13 protein-coding genes are annotated in these 14842 nt (G+C 65.5%); 8 read left to right on the top strand and 5 right to left on the bottom strand.

Annotation, left to right across the window (positions count from 1 at the left end; genetic code table 11):
• Window positions 1-43: 43 nt before the first annotated feature.
• The 4 genes from VZ068_RS18345 to VZ068_RS18330 all read right to left on the bottom strand — a co-directional run bounded on the left by VZ068_RS18345 (window position 44) and on the right by VZ068_RS18330 (window position 3811).
• Window positions 44-739, bottom strand: coding sequence for a glycosyltransferase (locus tag VZ068_RS18345; protein ID WP_349656098.1), 696 nt, complete (start codon window positions 737-739; stop codon window positions 44-46).
• Between the two features lie 234 nt (window positions 740-973).
• The gene (locus VZ068_RS18340; protein ID WP_349656097.1) at window positions 974-1969 is read right to left on the bottom strand and encodes an aldo/keto reductase; all 996 of its coding nucleotides are present in this window, start codon (window positions 1967-1969) and stop codon (window positions 974-976) included.
• Between the two features lie 140 nt (window positions 1970-2109).
• On the bottom strand, window positions 2110-2679 hold the full coding sequence (locus VZ068_RS18335) for a flavodoxin family protein (RefSeq protein ID WP_259156742.1): 570 nt from the start codon (window positions 2677-2679) through the stop codon (window positions 2110-2112).
• A 235-nt stretch (window positions 2680-2914) separates the two neighbouring features.
• Window positions 2915-3811, bottom strand: coding sequence for a LysR family transcriptional regulator (locus VZ068_RS18330; RefSeq protein ID WP_349656096.1), 897 nt, complete (start codon window positions 3809-3811; stop codon window positions 2915-2917).
• 105 nt (window positions 3812-3916) lie between these two features.
• On the opposite strand from VZ068_RS18330, the gene VZ068_RS18325 reads away from it, so the two are divergent.
• From VZ068_RS18325 to VZ068_RS18310, 4 genes are all read left to right on the top strand, one after another.
• Complete coding sequence (locus VZ068_RS18325; protein WP_349656095.1) at window positions 3917-4327, top strand: DoxX family protein; 411 nt, start codon at window positions 3917-3919, stop codon at window positions 4325-4327.
• Between the two features lie 25 nt (window positions 4328-4352).
• Window positions 4353-5159 (top strand): class III extradiol ring-cleavage dioxygenase, encoded by an 807-nt coding sequence (locus tag VZ068_RS18320; RefSeq protein ID WP_349656094.1) that lies wholly within the window; start codon window positions 4353-4355, stop codon window positions 5157-5159.
• A 167-nt stretch (window positions 5160-5326) separates the two neighbouring features.
• Entirely contained in the window at window positions 5327-6571 is a 1245-nt protein-coding gene (locus tag VZ068_RS18315) for a putative DNA modification/repair radical SAM protein (RefSeq protein ID WP_349656093.1), read from the top strand.
• A gap of 427 nt (window positions 6572-6998) precedes the next feature.
• The gene (locus VZ068_RS18310; protein WP_349657752.1) at window positions 6999-8438 is read left to right on the top strand and encodes a UdgX family uracil-DNA binding protein; all 1440 of its coding nucleotides are present in this window, start codon (window positions 6999-7001) and stop codon (window positions 8436-8438) included.
• A 299-nt stretch (window positions 8439-8737) separates the two neighbouring features.
• On the opposite strand, the gene VZ068_RS18305 is transcribed toward VZ068_RS18310, so the two are convergent.
• On the bottom strand, window positions 8738-9295 hold the full coding sequence (locus VZ068_RS18305; RefSeq protein WP_349656092.1) for a fasciclin domain-containing protein: 558 nt from the start codon (window positions 9293-9295) through the stop codon (window positions 8738-8740).
• Window positions 9296-9678: 383 nt separating this feature from the next.
• On the opposite strand from VZ068_RS18305, the gene VZ068_RS18300 reads away from it, so the two are divergent.
• The 4 genes from VZ068_RS18300 (at window position 9679) to VZ068_RS18285 (ending at window position 14561) form a co-directional block, all read left to right on the top strand.
• Window positions 9679-10320 (top strand): hypothetical protein, encoded by a 642-nt coding sequence (locus VZ068_RS18300; protein WP_349656091.1) that lies wholly within the window; start codon window positions 9679-9681, stop codon window positions 10318-10320.
• 466 nt (window positions 10321-10786) lie between these two features.
• Window positions 10787-12424, top strand: coding sequence for a Na+/H+ antiporter (locus VZ068_RS18295; protein ID WP_046965039.1), 1638 nt, complete (start codon window positions 10787-10789; stop codon window positions 12422-12424).
• A 434-nt stretch (window positions 12425-12858) separates the two neighbouring features.
• Window positions 12859-13803, top strand: a complete 945-nt coding sequence (locus tag VZ068_RS18290; RefSeq protein ID WP_349656090.1) for an ABC transporter ATP-binding protein — start codon at window positions 12859-12861, stop codon at window positions 13801-13803.
• Entirely contained in the window at window positions 13800-14561 is a 762-nt protein-coding gene (locus VZ068_RS18285) for an ABC transporter permease (protein ID WP_349656089.1), read from the top strand. Before VZ068_RS18290 ends, VZ068_RS18285 begins: the two co-directional genes overlap by 4 nt.
• The last annotated feature ends 281 nt before the right edge of the window (window positions 14562-14842 follow it).

Genomic DNA, 14842 nt, shown 5'->3' with positions numbered 1-14842 from the left:
GGCAGGTGTCGCCGCCTCCTGGCGCGCTGCGGACACGCTCGGTTCAGCGCCGTCGCTGATACCAGAAGCCCAGCGCATCGCGGGTCTGCAGCATGCGGCGCCCGCGCCACACAAATCGCAACAGCAGGCCCAGGTGCTCGCGCTTGGAAAAACTGCGCAGCTTGCGGTCGGAGGTGTGGACGGTCTGGCGCAGGATCACGAAGCGCCCGCAGCGTGCCAGCGCGCGGCTCAAGGCGACGTCTTCGCCAGCGTAGTACTGCGTATCGAAGCCGCCTGCACTGACGAAGGCCACGCGCGTGCAGAACAGAAAGCACCCTGGCGCGATGCCGGCGACGCGGAAAAACCAGCCGAATGCGGCCTGCGCTGCACGTTCGAACCACACCCGCTCGCCCTGCAGATGTACTTGCGCACCACCTCCCACCGCGCCGGCATCCAGCGCGGCCAGTGCGGCGCCGACGACCTGCGGGTTGATCAGGGTGTCGGCATCCAGAAACAGCAGGCGCTCGCCGCGTGCGGCTTGCGCGCCGGCGTTGCGGGTGGCGGCGATATGCCGCAGCTGTACTTCCAGTACCTGTGCGCCGTTGTCGCGCGCAATGCGTGCGGTGGCGTCCTCGCAGGCATCGGCCACCACGATCGCTTCGTAGTCCAGCTGCATTGCCTGCGCACAGGCGTGCAGGCACTGCAGCGTCTGGCCGATCAGCGCAGCCTCGTCATGGGCGGGAATCACGAAAGACAGCATGGGAGCGTGGTGTGGGCACGGGATGAGCGATGGTGCGCCGAGTGTGCAAGCAGCCGCGATGCGGGGGCGTGAGTGCATGCAGCCGGCACGCTCACGCCGTGCTCGGCCGGAGGCTCCTGTCGGGGCGATGCACGCATGTCTGCCGCTCCAAATCTTCGGGGGCATCACTATGCAAGCATGCTTTCGCTAGCCAGCGCGTAGCCGCAGCGTGCGCTGCGGCCACGCGGTCACCGCTCAGCGGTTGAGCGCGCCCATCATCGCTTCGGGGTAACGCGTGCCGGCCGCGGCCTGCGCCGGGAAGATCGCATCGATGCGCGCCAGCTCGTCGGGCATCAACGCCACATCCAGTGCGGCGATGTTCTCGTCCAGGTAGGCCTGACGCTTGGTGCCGGGAATCGGGATCAGGTCCTGGCCCTGCGCCAGCACCCACGCCAGCGCCAGCTGCCCGGGCGTGATGCCCTTGTCGGAGGCGATTGCCTTGACCTGCGCCACCAGCTGCAGGTTGCGGGTGAAGTTGTCGCCCTGAAAACGCGGCGAATGCCTGCGGTAGTCGTCGGCCTCGAAGTCGTCGGGCGATGAGAACGCGCCGGTGAGGAAGCCGCGGCCCAGCGGCGAATAAGGCACGAAGCCGATGCCGAGCTCGCGCACGGTGGCGAACACGCCGTTGTCTTCCGGCTCGCGCGACCACAGCGAGTATTCGGTCTGCACCGCGGTGATCGGGTGCACGGCATGCGCACGGCGGATGGTGGCTGCGGCTGCTTCCGACAACCCGAGAAAGCGCACCTTGCCCTGTTCGACCAGACGTGCCATCGCACCGACGGTGTCTTCGATCGGCACGTTGGGATCCACGCGGTGCTGGTAGTACAGATCGATGTGCTCCACGCCAAGACGGCGCAGGCTGGCGTCACAGGCGGACTGCACGTAGGCCGGGCTGCCGTCGATGCCGCGCACCGACGGGTCGTTGGGGTCGAGCTTGATGCCGAACTTGGTAGCCAGAAACACTTCGTGCCGGCGCGATGCGATCGCCTTGCCCACCAGTACTTCATTGGTATGCGGGCCATACATGTCGGCGGTGTCGAGCAGGCTGATGCCGCGGTCGAGCGCGCGATGGATCACCGCAATCGAGGTCGCCTCATCGCGACGATCGCCATAGAACGCGCTCATGCCCATGCAGCCAAGGCCGAGGGCGGAAACGGTGGGGCCGGAACGGCCAAGCGTGCGGGTTTGCATGGTGGGGGCTCCGTGCAGCGAGGTAGGCGGGGAGAATGGCGTGGCGCGCGTTAGCGCGATGTGGCCCATGCCATCACGCACCACCCGCGCAGATCGGCAGGCCAAGGCTGCCGATCTGCGCGGGTTGGGGTGCGCTTCGATCAGGCCTTGAGCTTGCTGGCGAACTCGGCCACGCGCTTGCCGAGCAGCCTGGCGGTTTCAAGATCGCCACTGCGCGGGGCTTCTTCCGGCGATGCGTCCGACGGCGAGATCGCCAGCGCGCCGCCCCAGCCGGCGGTCCAGTTGACGTCCTGCGGCCCGTGCGCCTTGGTATTGGACGGCGGCAGACCGGTGCCGATCCAGACCTGCCCGTGCTGCTGCGACAAGGTCCAGAAATACTGGATGGTGGCGTATTTGTCGCCATTCACCGACGCGGAATTGGTAAAGCCGGCGGCGACCTTGTCCTTCCATGCCTGCGCAAACCACGGCTTGGAGCTGGCATCGGCAAACTTCTTGAACTGCCAGGCCGGCCCGCCCATGTAGGTGGGGCTGCCGTAGATGATCGCGTCGGCGGCGCCGATCGCCTCCCAGGCGTCGTCGGGCAGGTTGCCGTCCTGGTCGATGCGGTACAGCGTGGCCTCGCCGACACTGGCGGCCCCTGCATGCACGGCTTCGGCCTGCTTGACGGTGTGGCCGTAGCCGCTGAAATACACGATGGCGATCTTGCTCATGGACGCTCCTGCTGAAGGGGGAGCCCGATTGTGCGCACACCGGCCGCGACAGATGAATGACCACGTGCGGGACGAACTGTTGCCGGGGCCGCTTGGGGGTGACCAATGCACCGACCGCATAGCCACCAGACGGGCGCGGCTGTGCAGTTGGTGCACCAGGGATCGCCCGCACATTCCGCTGCCGAGCGCGCCCTGCACCCCCACTGACGGCTGCTGCCGCATATTGCCAATGCGTTTAGCCGGCCGCCGGCCCGGCCAGACATTCGAGCAGGTAGTCGATGAAGCTGCGCACCTTCGGCGCCAGATGGCTGCGGCTGGCGTATACCGCGAAGATGCCGATCTCGCCGAGTTCGTACTCGGGCAGGATGCGCAGCAGGCGGCCGCTGGCGATATGCGCATCGGCCAGGAAGTCCGGTTGTATCACGATGCCCTGGCCGGCCAACGCTGCCGCATTGAGCACATGCCCGTTGTTGGCGCGCAGCCCGCCGTGGATGCGTACCTCGACATCGCCGTCCGGCCCGTGGAAGCGCACCTCGTCGCCGCTGGGCGAATAGTGGTAGAGCAGGCATTCGTGACCGGCCAGATCGGACGGGTGCTTCGGCGTGCCGGCGCGCGCCAGATAGGCGGGCGATGCGCAGGTCAGCAGCCGTACCTTGCCCAGTTGCCGCGCGATCAGCATCGGCGCCGGCTGGCGGGTGATGCGGATGGCGACATCGAAGCCCTCTTCGACCATGTCGACCAGGCGATCGGATAACGACAGGTCCAGGTCCACCTGCGGGTAGCGTGCGCGAAAGCCGGGCAGCAGCGCCCCAAGCCGCTCGATCCCGTAGCTCACCGGTGCATTGACCCGCAGCAGCCCGGACGGCTCCAGCGCCTGCGCCCCGATGGTGGCTTCCAGGTCGTCCAGATCGGCCAGTAGCTGCAGACACCGCTGGTAATACGCGGTGCCGGCGCTGGTCAGGCTGACCCGCCGCGTGGTGCGGTTGAGCAGGCGCGTGCCCAGGCGTTGTTCGAGCGCGGCCACCTGGCGGGTGACGTTGGCGGTGGAGCGGCCCAGCGCATCGGCTGCGGCACTGAAGCCGCTGCGTTCGGCCACCGCCGTGAACACGCGCATCGCATCGAGGGTATCCATCGGCGCTCCGATTGTTTCTTTCAGTGCAATAAATTATCCGATTCCGACGTATTTATCAGATTTCTGTAGGGAATAGGCTGTGCTCGTCGTCTATGGAGTCCCGTCATGTCCGATTACCCCGCAATCCCGCGCACGGCCGCCTATGGCGCGGCGCTGTTGCGCATCAGCCTGGGCGTGCTGTTCCTGGTGCATGGCCTGACCAAGCTGCTGGTGTTCACCCCGGCCGGCACCGTGGCTTACTTCCAGTCGCTGGGTCTGCCCGGGGCGCTGGCCTACCTCAGCATGGTGCTGGAACTGGGCCTGGGCCTTTCGCTGCTGCTGGGCGTCTACGCGCGCTGGACGGCGCTGCTGGGCGTACCACTGCTGCTGGGCACCATCGTCAGCGTGCATGGCGCCAACGGATTCGGTTTTTCCAACCCCGGTGGCGGCTGGGAGTACCCGGCGCTGTGGGCGGTGTTGCTGGTCGTGCAGTCGCTATTGGGCGATGGCGCATTCGCGCTGAAGCCGGCGCGCTGATGTCGGTCATTTCAAGGAGCCACGCATGAGCCGCCTGCCATCGCTGTACATCTCGCACGGATCGCCGATGACGGCGTTGCAGCCCGGCCAGGTCGGGTTGCGTCTGGAACAACTGCGTCAGCTCTTGCCGCGGCCGCGCGCGATCGTCGTCGCCACGGCACACTGGCTGGGCCGTCGCCCGCTGGTCAGCGGTGCGGCGCTGCCTCCCACCATCCACGACTTCGGCGGTTTCCCTGCGCCGTTGTACGAGCTGGAGTATCCCGCCCCCGGCGAGCCTGCGCTGGCGCAGCAGATCACCCGGCGGCTGGAACAGGCCGGCCTGCATCCGCAGCTGGACCCGCAACGCGGCTTCGACCACGGGGTGTGGGTGCCGCTGCGCTTGCTGTACCCGGCGGCCGACATCCCGGTGGTGTCGGTGTCCATCCAGCCCGAGCTTGGCCCTGCGCACCAGTTTGCGGTTGGGCGCGCATTGGCGCCGCTGCGCGACGAGGGCGTGCTGGTGATCGGCTCGGGCAGCATTACCCACAACCTGCACGATGCCCGCCATGGGTATAGCGCCGAGCGCGAGGCGCCGTACGTACGGCCCTTCATCGAATGGACCGAACGCAAACTATTGGAAAACGACATCGCCGCGTTGCTCGACTATCGCCGCAAGGCGCCGTATGCCGAGCGCGCGCATCCCAGCGACGAGCACCTGTTGCCGCTGTATGTCGCGATGGGCGCGGCAGGCAGCGTCCACCTCGGAGCGCAGCGGATCGACGCCGGCATCGACGGAGGCTTCCTGGCGATGGACCTGTATCGCTTCGACGGCGATGCGGCGATTGCGGCCTGATCCGGTCGTTGGGGCGGTGCCGTCATCGTGGCGGCCCTGCTGCGATGACGGCACCGCCTTGGCACCACGCTAACGGCGTCATCGCTACACCGCAGCGCTCTGAAGCATTCACGATAGGCTGCGGTGCAGTCTCATAGGCTGAGACGCCTTGGCTGCATGCTGCTCGCGTGAAAATCCTCGACAAGCTCGCCGTCCTTGCCGACGCCGCAAAATACGATGCCTCTTGCGCCTCCAGCGGTGCCAACAAGCGCAATTCGCTGGGGACGGGCGGGATCGGCAGTACCGAGGGCATGGGCATCTGTCACTCGTACACGCCCGATGGCCGCTGCGTGTCGCTGCTGAAGATCCTGTTGACCAACTTCTGCATCTTCGACTGCGCCTACTGCGTCAATCGCGTGTCCAGCAATGTGCGCCGCGCGCGCTTCACGCCGGAAGAAGTGGTCACGCTGACGCTGGATTTCTACAAGCGCAATTACATCGAAGGCCTGTTCCTGTCCAGCGGCATCATCCGCAACTCCGACTACACCATGGAGCAGCTGGTGGAAGTGGCGCGGCAGCTGCGCGAGGTGCACCGCTTTGCCGGCTACATCCATCTCAAGACCATTCCCGACGCCGCGCCCGAGCTGCTGGCTGCGGCCGGCCGCTATGCCGACCGGCTGAGTATCAATGTGGAGTTGCCGACCGAGCAGGGCCTGACCTTGCTGGCGCCGGAGAAAAGCGTCGGCGGCATTCGATCGGCGATGGGCGAGCTGCGTTGGCGCATCGAAGAAAACCAGCTGGAGCGCAAGGCAGAAAAGGTGCGCCGGGCCAAGCCGCCCCGCTTTGCGCCGGCCGGGCAAAGCACGCAGATGATCGTCGGCGCCGACGATGCCAACGACCGCAGCATCCTGGACACCAGCCACAACCTGTATGGAAACTACCGCATGCGCCGGGTGTATTACTCGGCCTTCAGCCCGATCCCGGATGCCTCGTCCAAGTTGCCGTTGCAGGCGCCGCCGCTGCAGCGCGAGCACCGCTTGTATCAGGCCGATTGGTTGCTGCGGTTCTACGAGTTTTCGGTCGAAGAAATCGCGCCTGCCCAGTCCAACGGCATGCTGGATCTGGATGTGGACCCCAAGCTGGCCTGGGCGCTGCGCAATCCGCAGCGGTTTCCGGTGGATCTGAATGTGGCGCCGCGCGAAATGCTGTTGCGGGTGCCCGGTCTGGGCACCCGTAATGTGGAGCGGCTGCTGTTGTCGCGCCGGCATGCGCGGTTGCGGGTGGGCGACCTGGCGCGGCTGCGGGTACCGATGAAGAAGCTGCTGCCGTTTGTGAGTGTGCTGGACCACCATCCACGTCAGCGCTTGGACGATCCGGTTCGACTGAGGGCGCAGTTGGCGCCTGCACCGCGGCAGGCAAGCTTGTTCGATTGATGTCTATACCTTCTCCCATCGGGAGAAGGTGCCCGAAGCGCGGATGAGGGGACGGCCGCGCGCCTGACCTGGACGTGCCTGGTTGCTTTCATCACTCCACGATCCAGGCCGCCGAACCCCTGCGCCAGGACCGCCGTCGCCTGACGCGATCCGGTGCAATGACGCCGCACCGGTGCCCCATGTTTCTCGCTATACGCGGCAAGGCACCCAGGTTCGCTGCATCCAGACAGCGCATCTGTGCGGTCACGCACCGTTGTGGTGGTCGGTTCGCTCCAAGCGAGGTGTTGGAGCAAAATCAATGGCTGGAAAGCGGCAACGCGATAACAGCAGTGCCAACTGCAAAGACAGCAACAACGATGCAAAACGCAAGCGAAGGGCCGGCGGCGAAGCGACGGCTGGATCGGAACTCTTCAGGTCAGGTGTGATGATGTTCAGCGCTGAGGTCGAACCACCGTGGAGTTTCGAAGCATGGCGCACGCTGGCGCGGGCGGGATGGTGCGCGCAGGTAGAGCCGGACGATGTGGCATGGAACGGTGGTGCGCAGGGCGGGTTATTGATGGGGCAGGGGCTGCTGGATTTGCCGGTGAGCGTGCCGCCACCACGGGTGTCGGCGGACTTCATGCAGCTGGCTGAGTCGGTGCTGTGCCATCGCGATCCGCAGCGGCATGCGGTGCTGTACCGGTTGTTGTGGCGAATCGCTTCGGGTGAGAAGGCGCTGCTGGAGCGCGCCACCGATGCGGATGTGCACCGGCTTGCACAGTGGCAAAAGGCCGTGCAGCGCGACACGCACAAGATGAAGGCGTTTGTGCGCTTTCGCCGCCTGCCCGGGGAAGAAGAGGCGTTCGTCGCCTGGTTCGAACCCGAGCACTGCATCGTGGATCGGGTGGCGCCGTTCTTCGCGCGACGCTTTGCCGGCATGCAGTGGGCGATCCTCACGCCTTACCGCAGCGTGCGTTGGGATGGTGAGGCGTTGTCGTTCGGCGATGGTGCGGTGCGTTCGCAGGTGCCTGCCGACGACGCGCAGGAAACCTTATGGCGCACGTACTACGCGCATATCTTCAATCCCGCGCGGCTCAACCCCACCATGATGCGGCAGGAAATGCCGCAGAAATACTGGAAAAACCTGCCCGAAGCGGCGCTGCTTCCGGAGTTGATCCGCGAGGCCGGTGTGCGGGTGCGCGAGATGGCCGAGCGTGCGCCCGAGCCGGTACGGCGGCGCCTGCCGGTGGCGCCCGCGCCTGTGTTGGACGTTGCAACGCAAAGCCTGGCGCAGTTGCGCACGGCGGCGCGCGACTGTCGTCGCTGCGAGCTGTGGCAGCCAGCCACGCAGACGGTGTTCGGCGAAGGGCCGGACGACGCGTCGGTGATGGTCATCGGCGAACAACCCGGCGACGAAGAGGATCTGAGCGGGCGTCCGTTCGTGGGCCCGGCCGGGCGTCTGTTTACCATGGCGCTCGGCGAGCTGGGCGTGGACCGCAAGGCGCTCTACGTGACCAATGCGGTCAAGCATTTTCGCTTCGAACAGCGCGGCAAGCGCCGCCTGCATCGCAATCCCGAGCGTGCGCATGTGCAGGCCTGCAATGGTTGGCTGCAGGCCGAGCGTGCGCAGCTGCGGCCCGCGCAGATCGTCTGTCTTGGAGCGACCGCAGCGCAGGCGGTGCTGGGGGCGGGTTTTCGCTTGATGCAGCAGCGTGGGCAATGGCAACGGCTGGACGACGGCACGCCGGTACTGGCGACCGTGCATCCGTCCTGGGTGCTGCGGCAAGGCACCGACGTGGCGCGCGAGGAAGGCTATCGCGGCTTTGTGAAGGACCTGCGGCAGTTGTTGGCGCCGCCGGGGAAGGCGGGCAGTGCGGCCGACGCATAAAAAAAGCGCGTGCAAATGCACGCGCATGGTGTCGGAGAAACAAGACACCAAGTGAGGTCGCCGGCATGCCGGCGACCTCGTTACCGCCGCTTCGCGGTTGGGTGGCGCATCCTGCAAATGGACGCGCATGAATCGGTGCGTTGATGCGCCAGTGGACACGACCAGATTGCGGTCGCAACGATTGCCCACCAATGCGCCATGCGATCAGGCGCCAGCGCATGTGTCGTGCGCTACCTGCCGACGCAGATTCGACCGGCTTGCATCGGTGGGACGATCAGGCGCCAGCGATGTATCTGCAGTTACGGCATCAGCACCTTGTCGATCACATGGATCACGCCGTTGCTCTGATTGACGTCGGCGATGGTGACGGTGGCGGTGTTGCCCTTGACGTCGGTGAGGGTGACCTTCTTGCCATTGAGCTTGGCGGTCAGCGGCTCGCCCTGCACGGTGGTCAGCGTGGCGCTACCGCCACCGGCCTTGATCTTGGCGATCAACGAGGCGGCGTCCACCTTGCCCGGCACCACGTGGTAGGTCAGCACCTTGGTCAGCGTCGGCTTGGATTCGGGCTTCAACAGCGTGTCCACCGTGCCGGCCGGCAACGCGGCAAACGCAGCGTTGGTCGGGGCGAAGACGGTGAACGGGCCCGGGCCCTTCAGGGTGTCCACCAGGCCAGCGGCTTTGACGGCTGCCACCAGCGTGGTGTGATCCTTGGAGTTGACCGCGTTGTCGATGATGTCCTTGGTGGCCAACATCGGCGCGCCACCCACCATCGGATTGGACGCAGCGTAAGCGGGAGCCATTGCGCTGGTCAGGGCAATGGCGGTGGCGAGGGCAAGCGACTGGAATGAGGTCTTCATGAGGCATCGATCCTTTGGGTGAGCGATTACCTGGATGGCAATCGTGGATCTGGATACGCGGCCCACTGCGGCGCGGATGCATCACGCAGTCTTTACAAGAAGATGCTGCGCTGCAGCGGCTCCGCAGCTCCGTCGTCGCGAACCGTGATCGCCTCGCCCATGGTTGAGTCTGTTCGATCGGCGATAGCGGTACAGGCCGAGCGATCGTGTTGAAGACGCGACGAGGCAACTGCACTGCAGGCGATGCGCGATCAGACCGTGTCGCCGCCATTGTCACAACCGCCCAAAGCGGCACGAATGTTCGCCATCAGCAGAAGCGACGCCGGCCAGTGCCGTTATTGTCTATGGCCTTGCGTGATAACCAGTTCTCAAGGCTGTAAAACATGAAGTCCAAAAAGAGTGAGTTCAATCGAGTGCTACTGCCGACAGTATTGGTGGCAGGCGCGCTGGCGTCGTTCGCTACTGCACAGGCATCGGCCGTCACGCCAACGCATGCGTCATCGGCGGCCGCTGCTGTCCCTGCGCGTGACATCTATCGACCAGGGCAGAAGTGGATTGTCCCGGGGGAGTGGGAATTCACCGTTGATTCCGCGCGCGTGGCCAGGGTGAAAATTCCCAACCATGGCGGCGGCTCCTGGGTTCCCACGCAAGTGATCCTGCTGAGCTACAGCTACAAGAACATCGGGTTCGACGACAGCGCCAACAACAAGGGCGGCGGCCCGTCGACACTGGCGTTTTCCAAAGCGCATATCGACGTGTTCGATGCCAACGATGCGGACAACGGCGGCGCAGGCAATTACCCGGTGCGCATCAAGCTCGTCGAAGACGCCGACGGTCAGAAGCTCGGGCAGGAGATGGTGGGCGCGCAGTGGCCGTACGCCTTCAAGAAGAAGGTCAAGGCGGTCAAGGTGACGGTCAGTCACTACGATTCCAGGCTGAAACTGCATGAAGCGAGCTTCCTGGTCCCGGTCGAGGGCGCCCTGCAATCGAAGCCGCATCCGAACAAGCACGTCCGCCACAGCTGATCTGCGTTCTGCCGATCTGCGCGGGCATGCCACCGGCATGCCCGCCATCGCGAGCGATCACATCGCCGGCTGCTCTCGACGGCGCTTGAGGTCCGCGCGGTCGAGTGACTGCTGGCCTTGGCGATGGATCCATCGTCTGCCCGCCGCCCGCATGCGCATTGCGGGCCTGTCGCATTGCCACGATGGCGCTGCAGTTGATCGTGCTGCGGGCCCTTTTTCTTGACGAAGCCCCACCGCCTCCGCGTTTAGGCCTGTCCATCCGGCAGCCACGGTATCTGATCGACAGACACCCGCCACGGCGCTGGCGCATCACACCCTTGTGGCCTGCCAGCGCACAGGGCCGCGCCCAGACCCAGGTGGCGCGGTGGTTTCATCACCGGTTGCAAACCGGTATGTTCCCGTAGGTGCGTTGTTGTGCGTCGCAAGACGATGCCGCACGTGTGGCCGTCTCTTCTCCCGGGTTTTTATGCATTCGATCGATGTCGTCCTCGCCATGTTGCTGGCGGTCGCGGCCAGCGGTTATCTGATCCGCATCCTGCCGTTCTCGCTGCCGTTGCCGTTGGTCCAGATCGCGCTGGGCGCGGTGGTCTCCGGCGTGTTCGATGCGGGGCACGAACTGGAACCGGAACTGTTCTTCCTGTTGTTCCTGCCGCCGCTGCTGTTCCTGGATGGCTGGCGCATTCCCAAACAAGGCCTGTTCCGCGACAAGGCGGCCATCCTGGAACTGGCGCTGGGCCTGGTGGTGTTCACGGTGATCGGGGCCGGGTTGCTGATCCACTGGTTGATCCCGGCGATGCCGTTGGCCGTGGCGTTTGCGCTGGCGGCGATCATCTCGCCGACCGACCCGGTGGCGGTGTCGTCGATCGCCTCCAAGGTGCCGATCCCCAAGCGCCTGATGCACATCCTCGAGGGCGAGTCGCTGCTCAACGACGCCTCCGGCCTGGTGTGTTTCCAGTTTGCGGTGGCTGCCGTGCTCACCGGTACCTTTTCGGTGGCGACCGCCTCGCTCACCTTCCTGTGGGTGGCGCTGGCCGGGCTGGCGCTGGGCGTGGCCACCACCTTCGGCCTGAGCCGCATCCAGGCCTGGATCTGGCGCCATTTCGGCGAAGAGCCCGGCTCGGCGATCCTGGTCAACCTGCTCACGCCGTTCGCCGCCTATCTGCTGGCCGAAGCCTTCCATGCCTCCGGCATCCTGGCCGCAGTCGCGGCCGGCATCACCATGAGCTACGTGGAAATGGCCGGCAACGCGCCGGGCAATATGCGCCTGCAGCGCTCGGCGGTGTGGGACACGGTGCAGTTCACCTTCAACGGCATCATCTTCGTGCTGCTGGGCGAGCAGTTGCCGGGCATCCTCGATGGCGCGGTGCGCAGCGTGCAGGAGGCCGGGCACCTCAATCCGTGGTGGCTGGCGGTGTACGTGGCCACCATCAGCGCCAGCCTGATGGCGCTGCGCTTTGTGTGGGTGTTCCTGTCGCTGCGCTGGAACATCTTCAAGGCGCAGCGACGCGGCGAGGCACACGTAAGCCCCCCGTGGCGGATCGTGGTGGCGGTGTCGCTGGCCGGCGTGCGCGGTGCGATCACCCTGGCCGGTGTGCTCACCTTGCCCTTGATGCTGGATGACGGCTCGCCGTTTCCGGCCCGCCAGCTGGCGATCTTTTTGGCTGCCTCGGTGATCCTGGTGTCGTTGCTGGTGGCCAGCGTGGCATTGCCGCGGCTGCTGCGCGGGCTGGAATTGCCGGAAGAGGAGGACGAGCAGCAAAAGGAAGACCTGGCGGTGAAGGCGGCCTCGCAGGCAGCGCTGGAGGCAGTGGAGAAGTTGCGCCAGCGGCTGGTGGAAGACAGCGCGCATGCCGAGCGCTACAACGCCGCCGCCAACCAGGTCAGCCAACGCTACCAGCGCAAGCTGGGCGCGGTGGACATGGCCGAGACCGACCCGGAAGAAGCCGGCGCCTACGAGCAGGCCTTGCGCCAGTTCCGTCACGCCGCCCTGGTGGCCGAGCGCAACGAGCTGTTCAAGCTGGCGCGCCGTCGCGAGATTTCCGACGACCTGTCGCGCCGGCTGGTGCGCAATCTGGATCTGATCGAGTCGCGCAAGCGCGCTTGAGCGCGCTGGCGCGCGCGGGAATCGGGAATCGGGAATCGGGAATCGGGAATAGGGATATAGGGATATAGGGAATCGGGAATCGCAAAGGCGACGATGTGCAGTTGCGGTCGCGTAGGAGCGCGCTGGCGCGCGATGGGGCCTTCCCGATACGCATCATGGCGCAGCGGCTCGGGAAGAGTGAAGCGCAACGACCAGCACCGTCGTAGGAGCGCACCTGGGCGCGACAGGCCGTACCGATAACGCCTCTCGCGCCCAGGTGCGCTCCTATAGCTGCGCATGCCGGCGTGTTCGGGCGGCGCAGCCGCAGATCTTGTCCGGTGCCCAGGCACGCACCAGGCAAATCGCGCGTCGGGAGACACCATCCCACCAGACCCCCTCCCATCGTCACGGCACGCGGCCTACCCTGTGGCGCTTATCGTTGCCGTGCACAGCCCATGACGCCCATCGTTTCCATCCAGGGATTGAGCAAGACCTACGCCGGCGGTTTCCAGGCCCTCGAACACGTGGACCTGGACATCCAGCGTGGCGAGATCTTCGCGCTGCTCGGCCCCAACGGTGCCGGCAAGACCACCTTGATCAGCATCATCTGCGGGCTCATCAACCCCAGCACGGGCACCGTGCTGGCCGATGGCCACGACATCGTGCGCGACTACCGCGCCGCACGCGCGAGCATCGGGCTGGTGCCGCAGGAGTTGGCCACCGACGCGTTCGAAACGGTGTGGGCCACGGTGCGTTTCAGTCGCGGCCTGTTCGGCAAGCCGGCCAACCCGCAGTACCTGGAAACCATCCTGCGCGAGCTGTCGCTGTGGGACAAACGCAACAACAAGATTTCCACCTTGTCCGGCGGCATGAAGCGGCGCGTGCTGATCGCCAAGGCGCTGGCGCACGAGCCGCGCATCCTGTTTCTGGACGAGCCCACCGCCGGGGTGGACGTGGAGCTGCGCCACGACATGTGGCAGATGGTGCGGCGGCTGCGCGAGCAGGGCACCACCATCATCCTGACCACCCATTACATCGAGGAAGCCGAAGACATGGCCGACCGCGTCGGTGTCATCAATCGCGGCGAGCTGGTGCTGGTGGAAGACAAGCACACGCTGATGCGCAAGCTGGGCAAGAAGCAGCTGACCCTGAGCCTGCAAGCGCCGCTGCAGGCGTTGCCCGCCGCGCTGGCGGACCTGCCGCTGGAAGTGTCGGCCGATGGCAATAGCCTGATCTACACCTTCGACACCCAGGCCGAGCAGACCGGCATTGGCGCGTTGCTGCGCCGGCTCAACGAGCATGGCATCGACTTCAAGGACCTGCATTCCAGCGAAAGCTCGCTGGAAGAGATCTTCGTCAACCTGGTGCATGGCGCACGCGCTGCGCAGGTGAGCGCATGAACCTGCATGCGATTGCGGCGATCTATCGTTTCGAAATGGCGCGCGCGTTCCGCACGCTGACCCAGTCGATCGCCTCGCCGGTGTTGTCGACCTCGCTGTATTTTGTGGTGTTCGGTGCAGCGATCGGCTCGCGCATGGGCGATATCGACGGCATCAGCTACGGTGCCTTCATCATCCCCGGCCTGGTGATGTTGTCATTGCTCAACGAGAGCATCTCCAATGCCTCGTTCGGCATCTACATGCCGCGCTGGGCAGGCACCATCTACGAGGTGCTCTCGGCACCGGTGGCGTGGTGGGAGATCGTGATCGGCTACGTGGGCGCGGCCGCCAGCAAGTCGGTGATGCTGGGCTTGCTGATCCTGCTCACCGCGCGGCTGTTCGTGCCCTACGAGATCGCCCACCCGGTGTGGATGCTGGGTTTTCTGGTGCTCACCGCGCTGACCTTCAGCCTGTTCGGTTTCATCATCGGCATCTGGGCCAACGGCTTCGAAAAGCTGCAGGTGATCCCGCTGATGGTGGTGACGCCGCTGACCTTCCTGGGCGGCAGTTTCTACTCGATCAACATGCTGCCGCCTGTCTGGCAGAAGGTCACCTTGTTCAATCCGGTGGTGTATCTGATCAGCGGGTTCCGCTGGAGTTTCTACGGCAAGGCCGACGTGCACATCGCGGTGAGTACCGGCATGACGTTCCTGTTCCTGCTGGTGTGCCTGGGCGTGGTGGCGGCGATCTTCCGCAGCGGCTATCGGCTCAAGGCGTGAGTGGTGAATGCAGTGGTGTTGTCGGCCGCGTCTTGCTGAATGTTGTCGCAAGTCCAGGTCAAACGCTGAGTAGGTCGAGGGCGCGGTGCCCTCACCGCTCGCGGGACACGCCGCAAGTACGTCCCTATAGGCTCGGTGGCGGCATCCATGCCGCCACACGGTCCCGCAATCGGTGAGGACACCGCACCAGAAAGTCTGCTGCTTGCTTGAAAGCCATGAACACCGACCATCGTGACTGGCCCTTGCCCGCCCACCATCGCGGGACCTTACGCGGGATGGAT

Origin of the sequence: Xanthomonas sp. 10-10, from assembly GCF_040182365.1 — a bacterium.
Classification (GTDB): Bacteria; Pseudomonadota; Gammaproteobacteria; order Xanthomonadales; family Xanthomonadaceae; genus Xanthomonas; species Xanthomonas arboricola_F.
The sequence above is the reverse complement of the archived record's forward strand: the minus strand, read 5'-3'. Positions and strand labels throughout refer to the sequence as shown.

Bases quoted from the DNA above. Each gene is read 5' to 3' on its own strand.
- VZ068_RS18345 (WP_349656098.1), bottom strand. From the start codon at position 739: ATGCTGTCTTTCGTGATTCCCGCCCATGACGAGGCTGCGCTGATCGGC.
- VZ068_RS18340 (WP_349656097.1), bottom strand. From the start codon at position 1,969: ATGCAAACCCGCACGCTTGGCCGTTCCGGCCCCACCGTTTCCGCCCTC.
- VZ068_RS18335 (WP_259156742.1), bottom strand. From the start codon at position 2,679: ATGAGCAAGATCGCCATCGTGTATTTCAGCGGCTACGGCCACACCGTC.
- VZ068_RS18330 (WP_349656096.1), bottom strand. From the start codon at position 3,811: ATGGATACCCTCGATGCGATGCGCGTGTTCACGGCGGTGGCCGAACGC.
- VZ068_RS18325 (WP_349656095.1), top strand. From the start codon at position 3,917: ATGTCCGATTACCCCGCAATCCCGCGCACGGCCGCCTATGGCGCGGCG.
- VZ068_RS18320 (WP_349656094.1), top strand. From the start codon at position 4,353: ATGAGCCGCCTGCCATCGCTGTACATCTCGCACGGATCGCCGATGACG.
- VZ068_RS18310 (WP_349657752.1), top strand. From the start codon at position 6,999: ATGTTCAGCGCTGAGGTCGAACCACCGTGGAGTTTCGAAGCATGGCGC.
- VZ068_RS18305 (WP_349656092.1), bottom strand. From the start codon at position 9,295: ATGAAGACCTCATTCCAGTCGCTTGCCCTCGCCACCGCCATTGCCCTG.
- VZ068_RS18300 (WP_349656091.1), top strand. From the start codon at position 9,679: ATGAAGTCCAAAAAGAGTGAGTTCAATCGAGTGCTACTGCCGACAGTA.
- VZ068_RS18295 (WP_046965039.1), top strand. From the start codon at position 10,787: ATGCATTCGATCGATGTCGTCCTCGCCATGTTGCTGGCGGTCGCGGCC.
- VZ068_RS18290 (WP_349656090.1), top strand. From the start codon at position 12,859: ATGACGCCCATCGTTTCCATCCAGGGATTGAGCAAGACCTACGCCGGC.
- VZ068_RS18285 (WP_349656089.1), top strand. From the start codon at position 13,800: ATGAACCTGCATGCGATTGCGGCGATCTATCGTTTCGAAATGGCGCGC.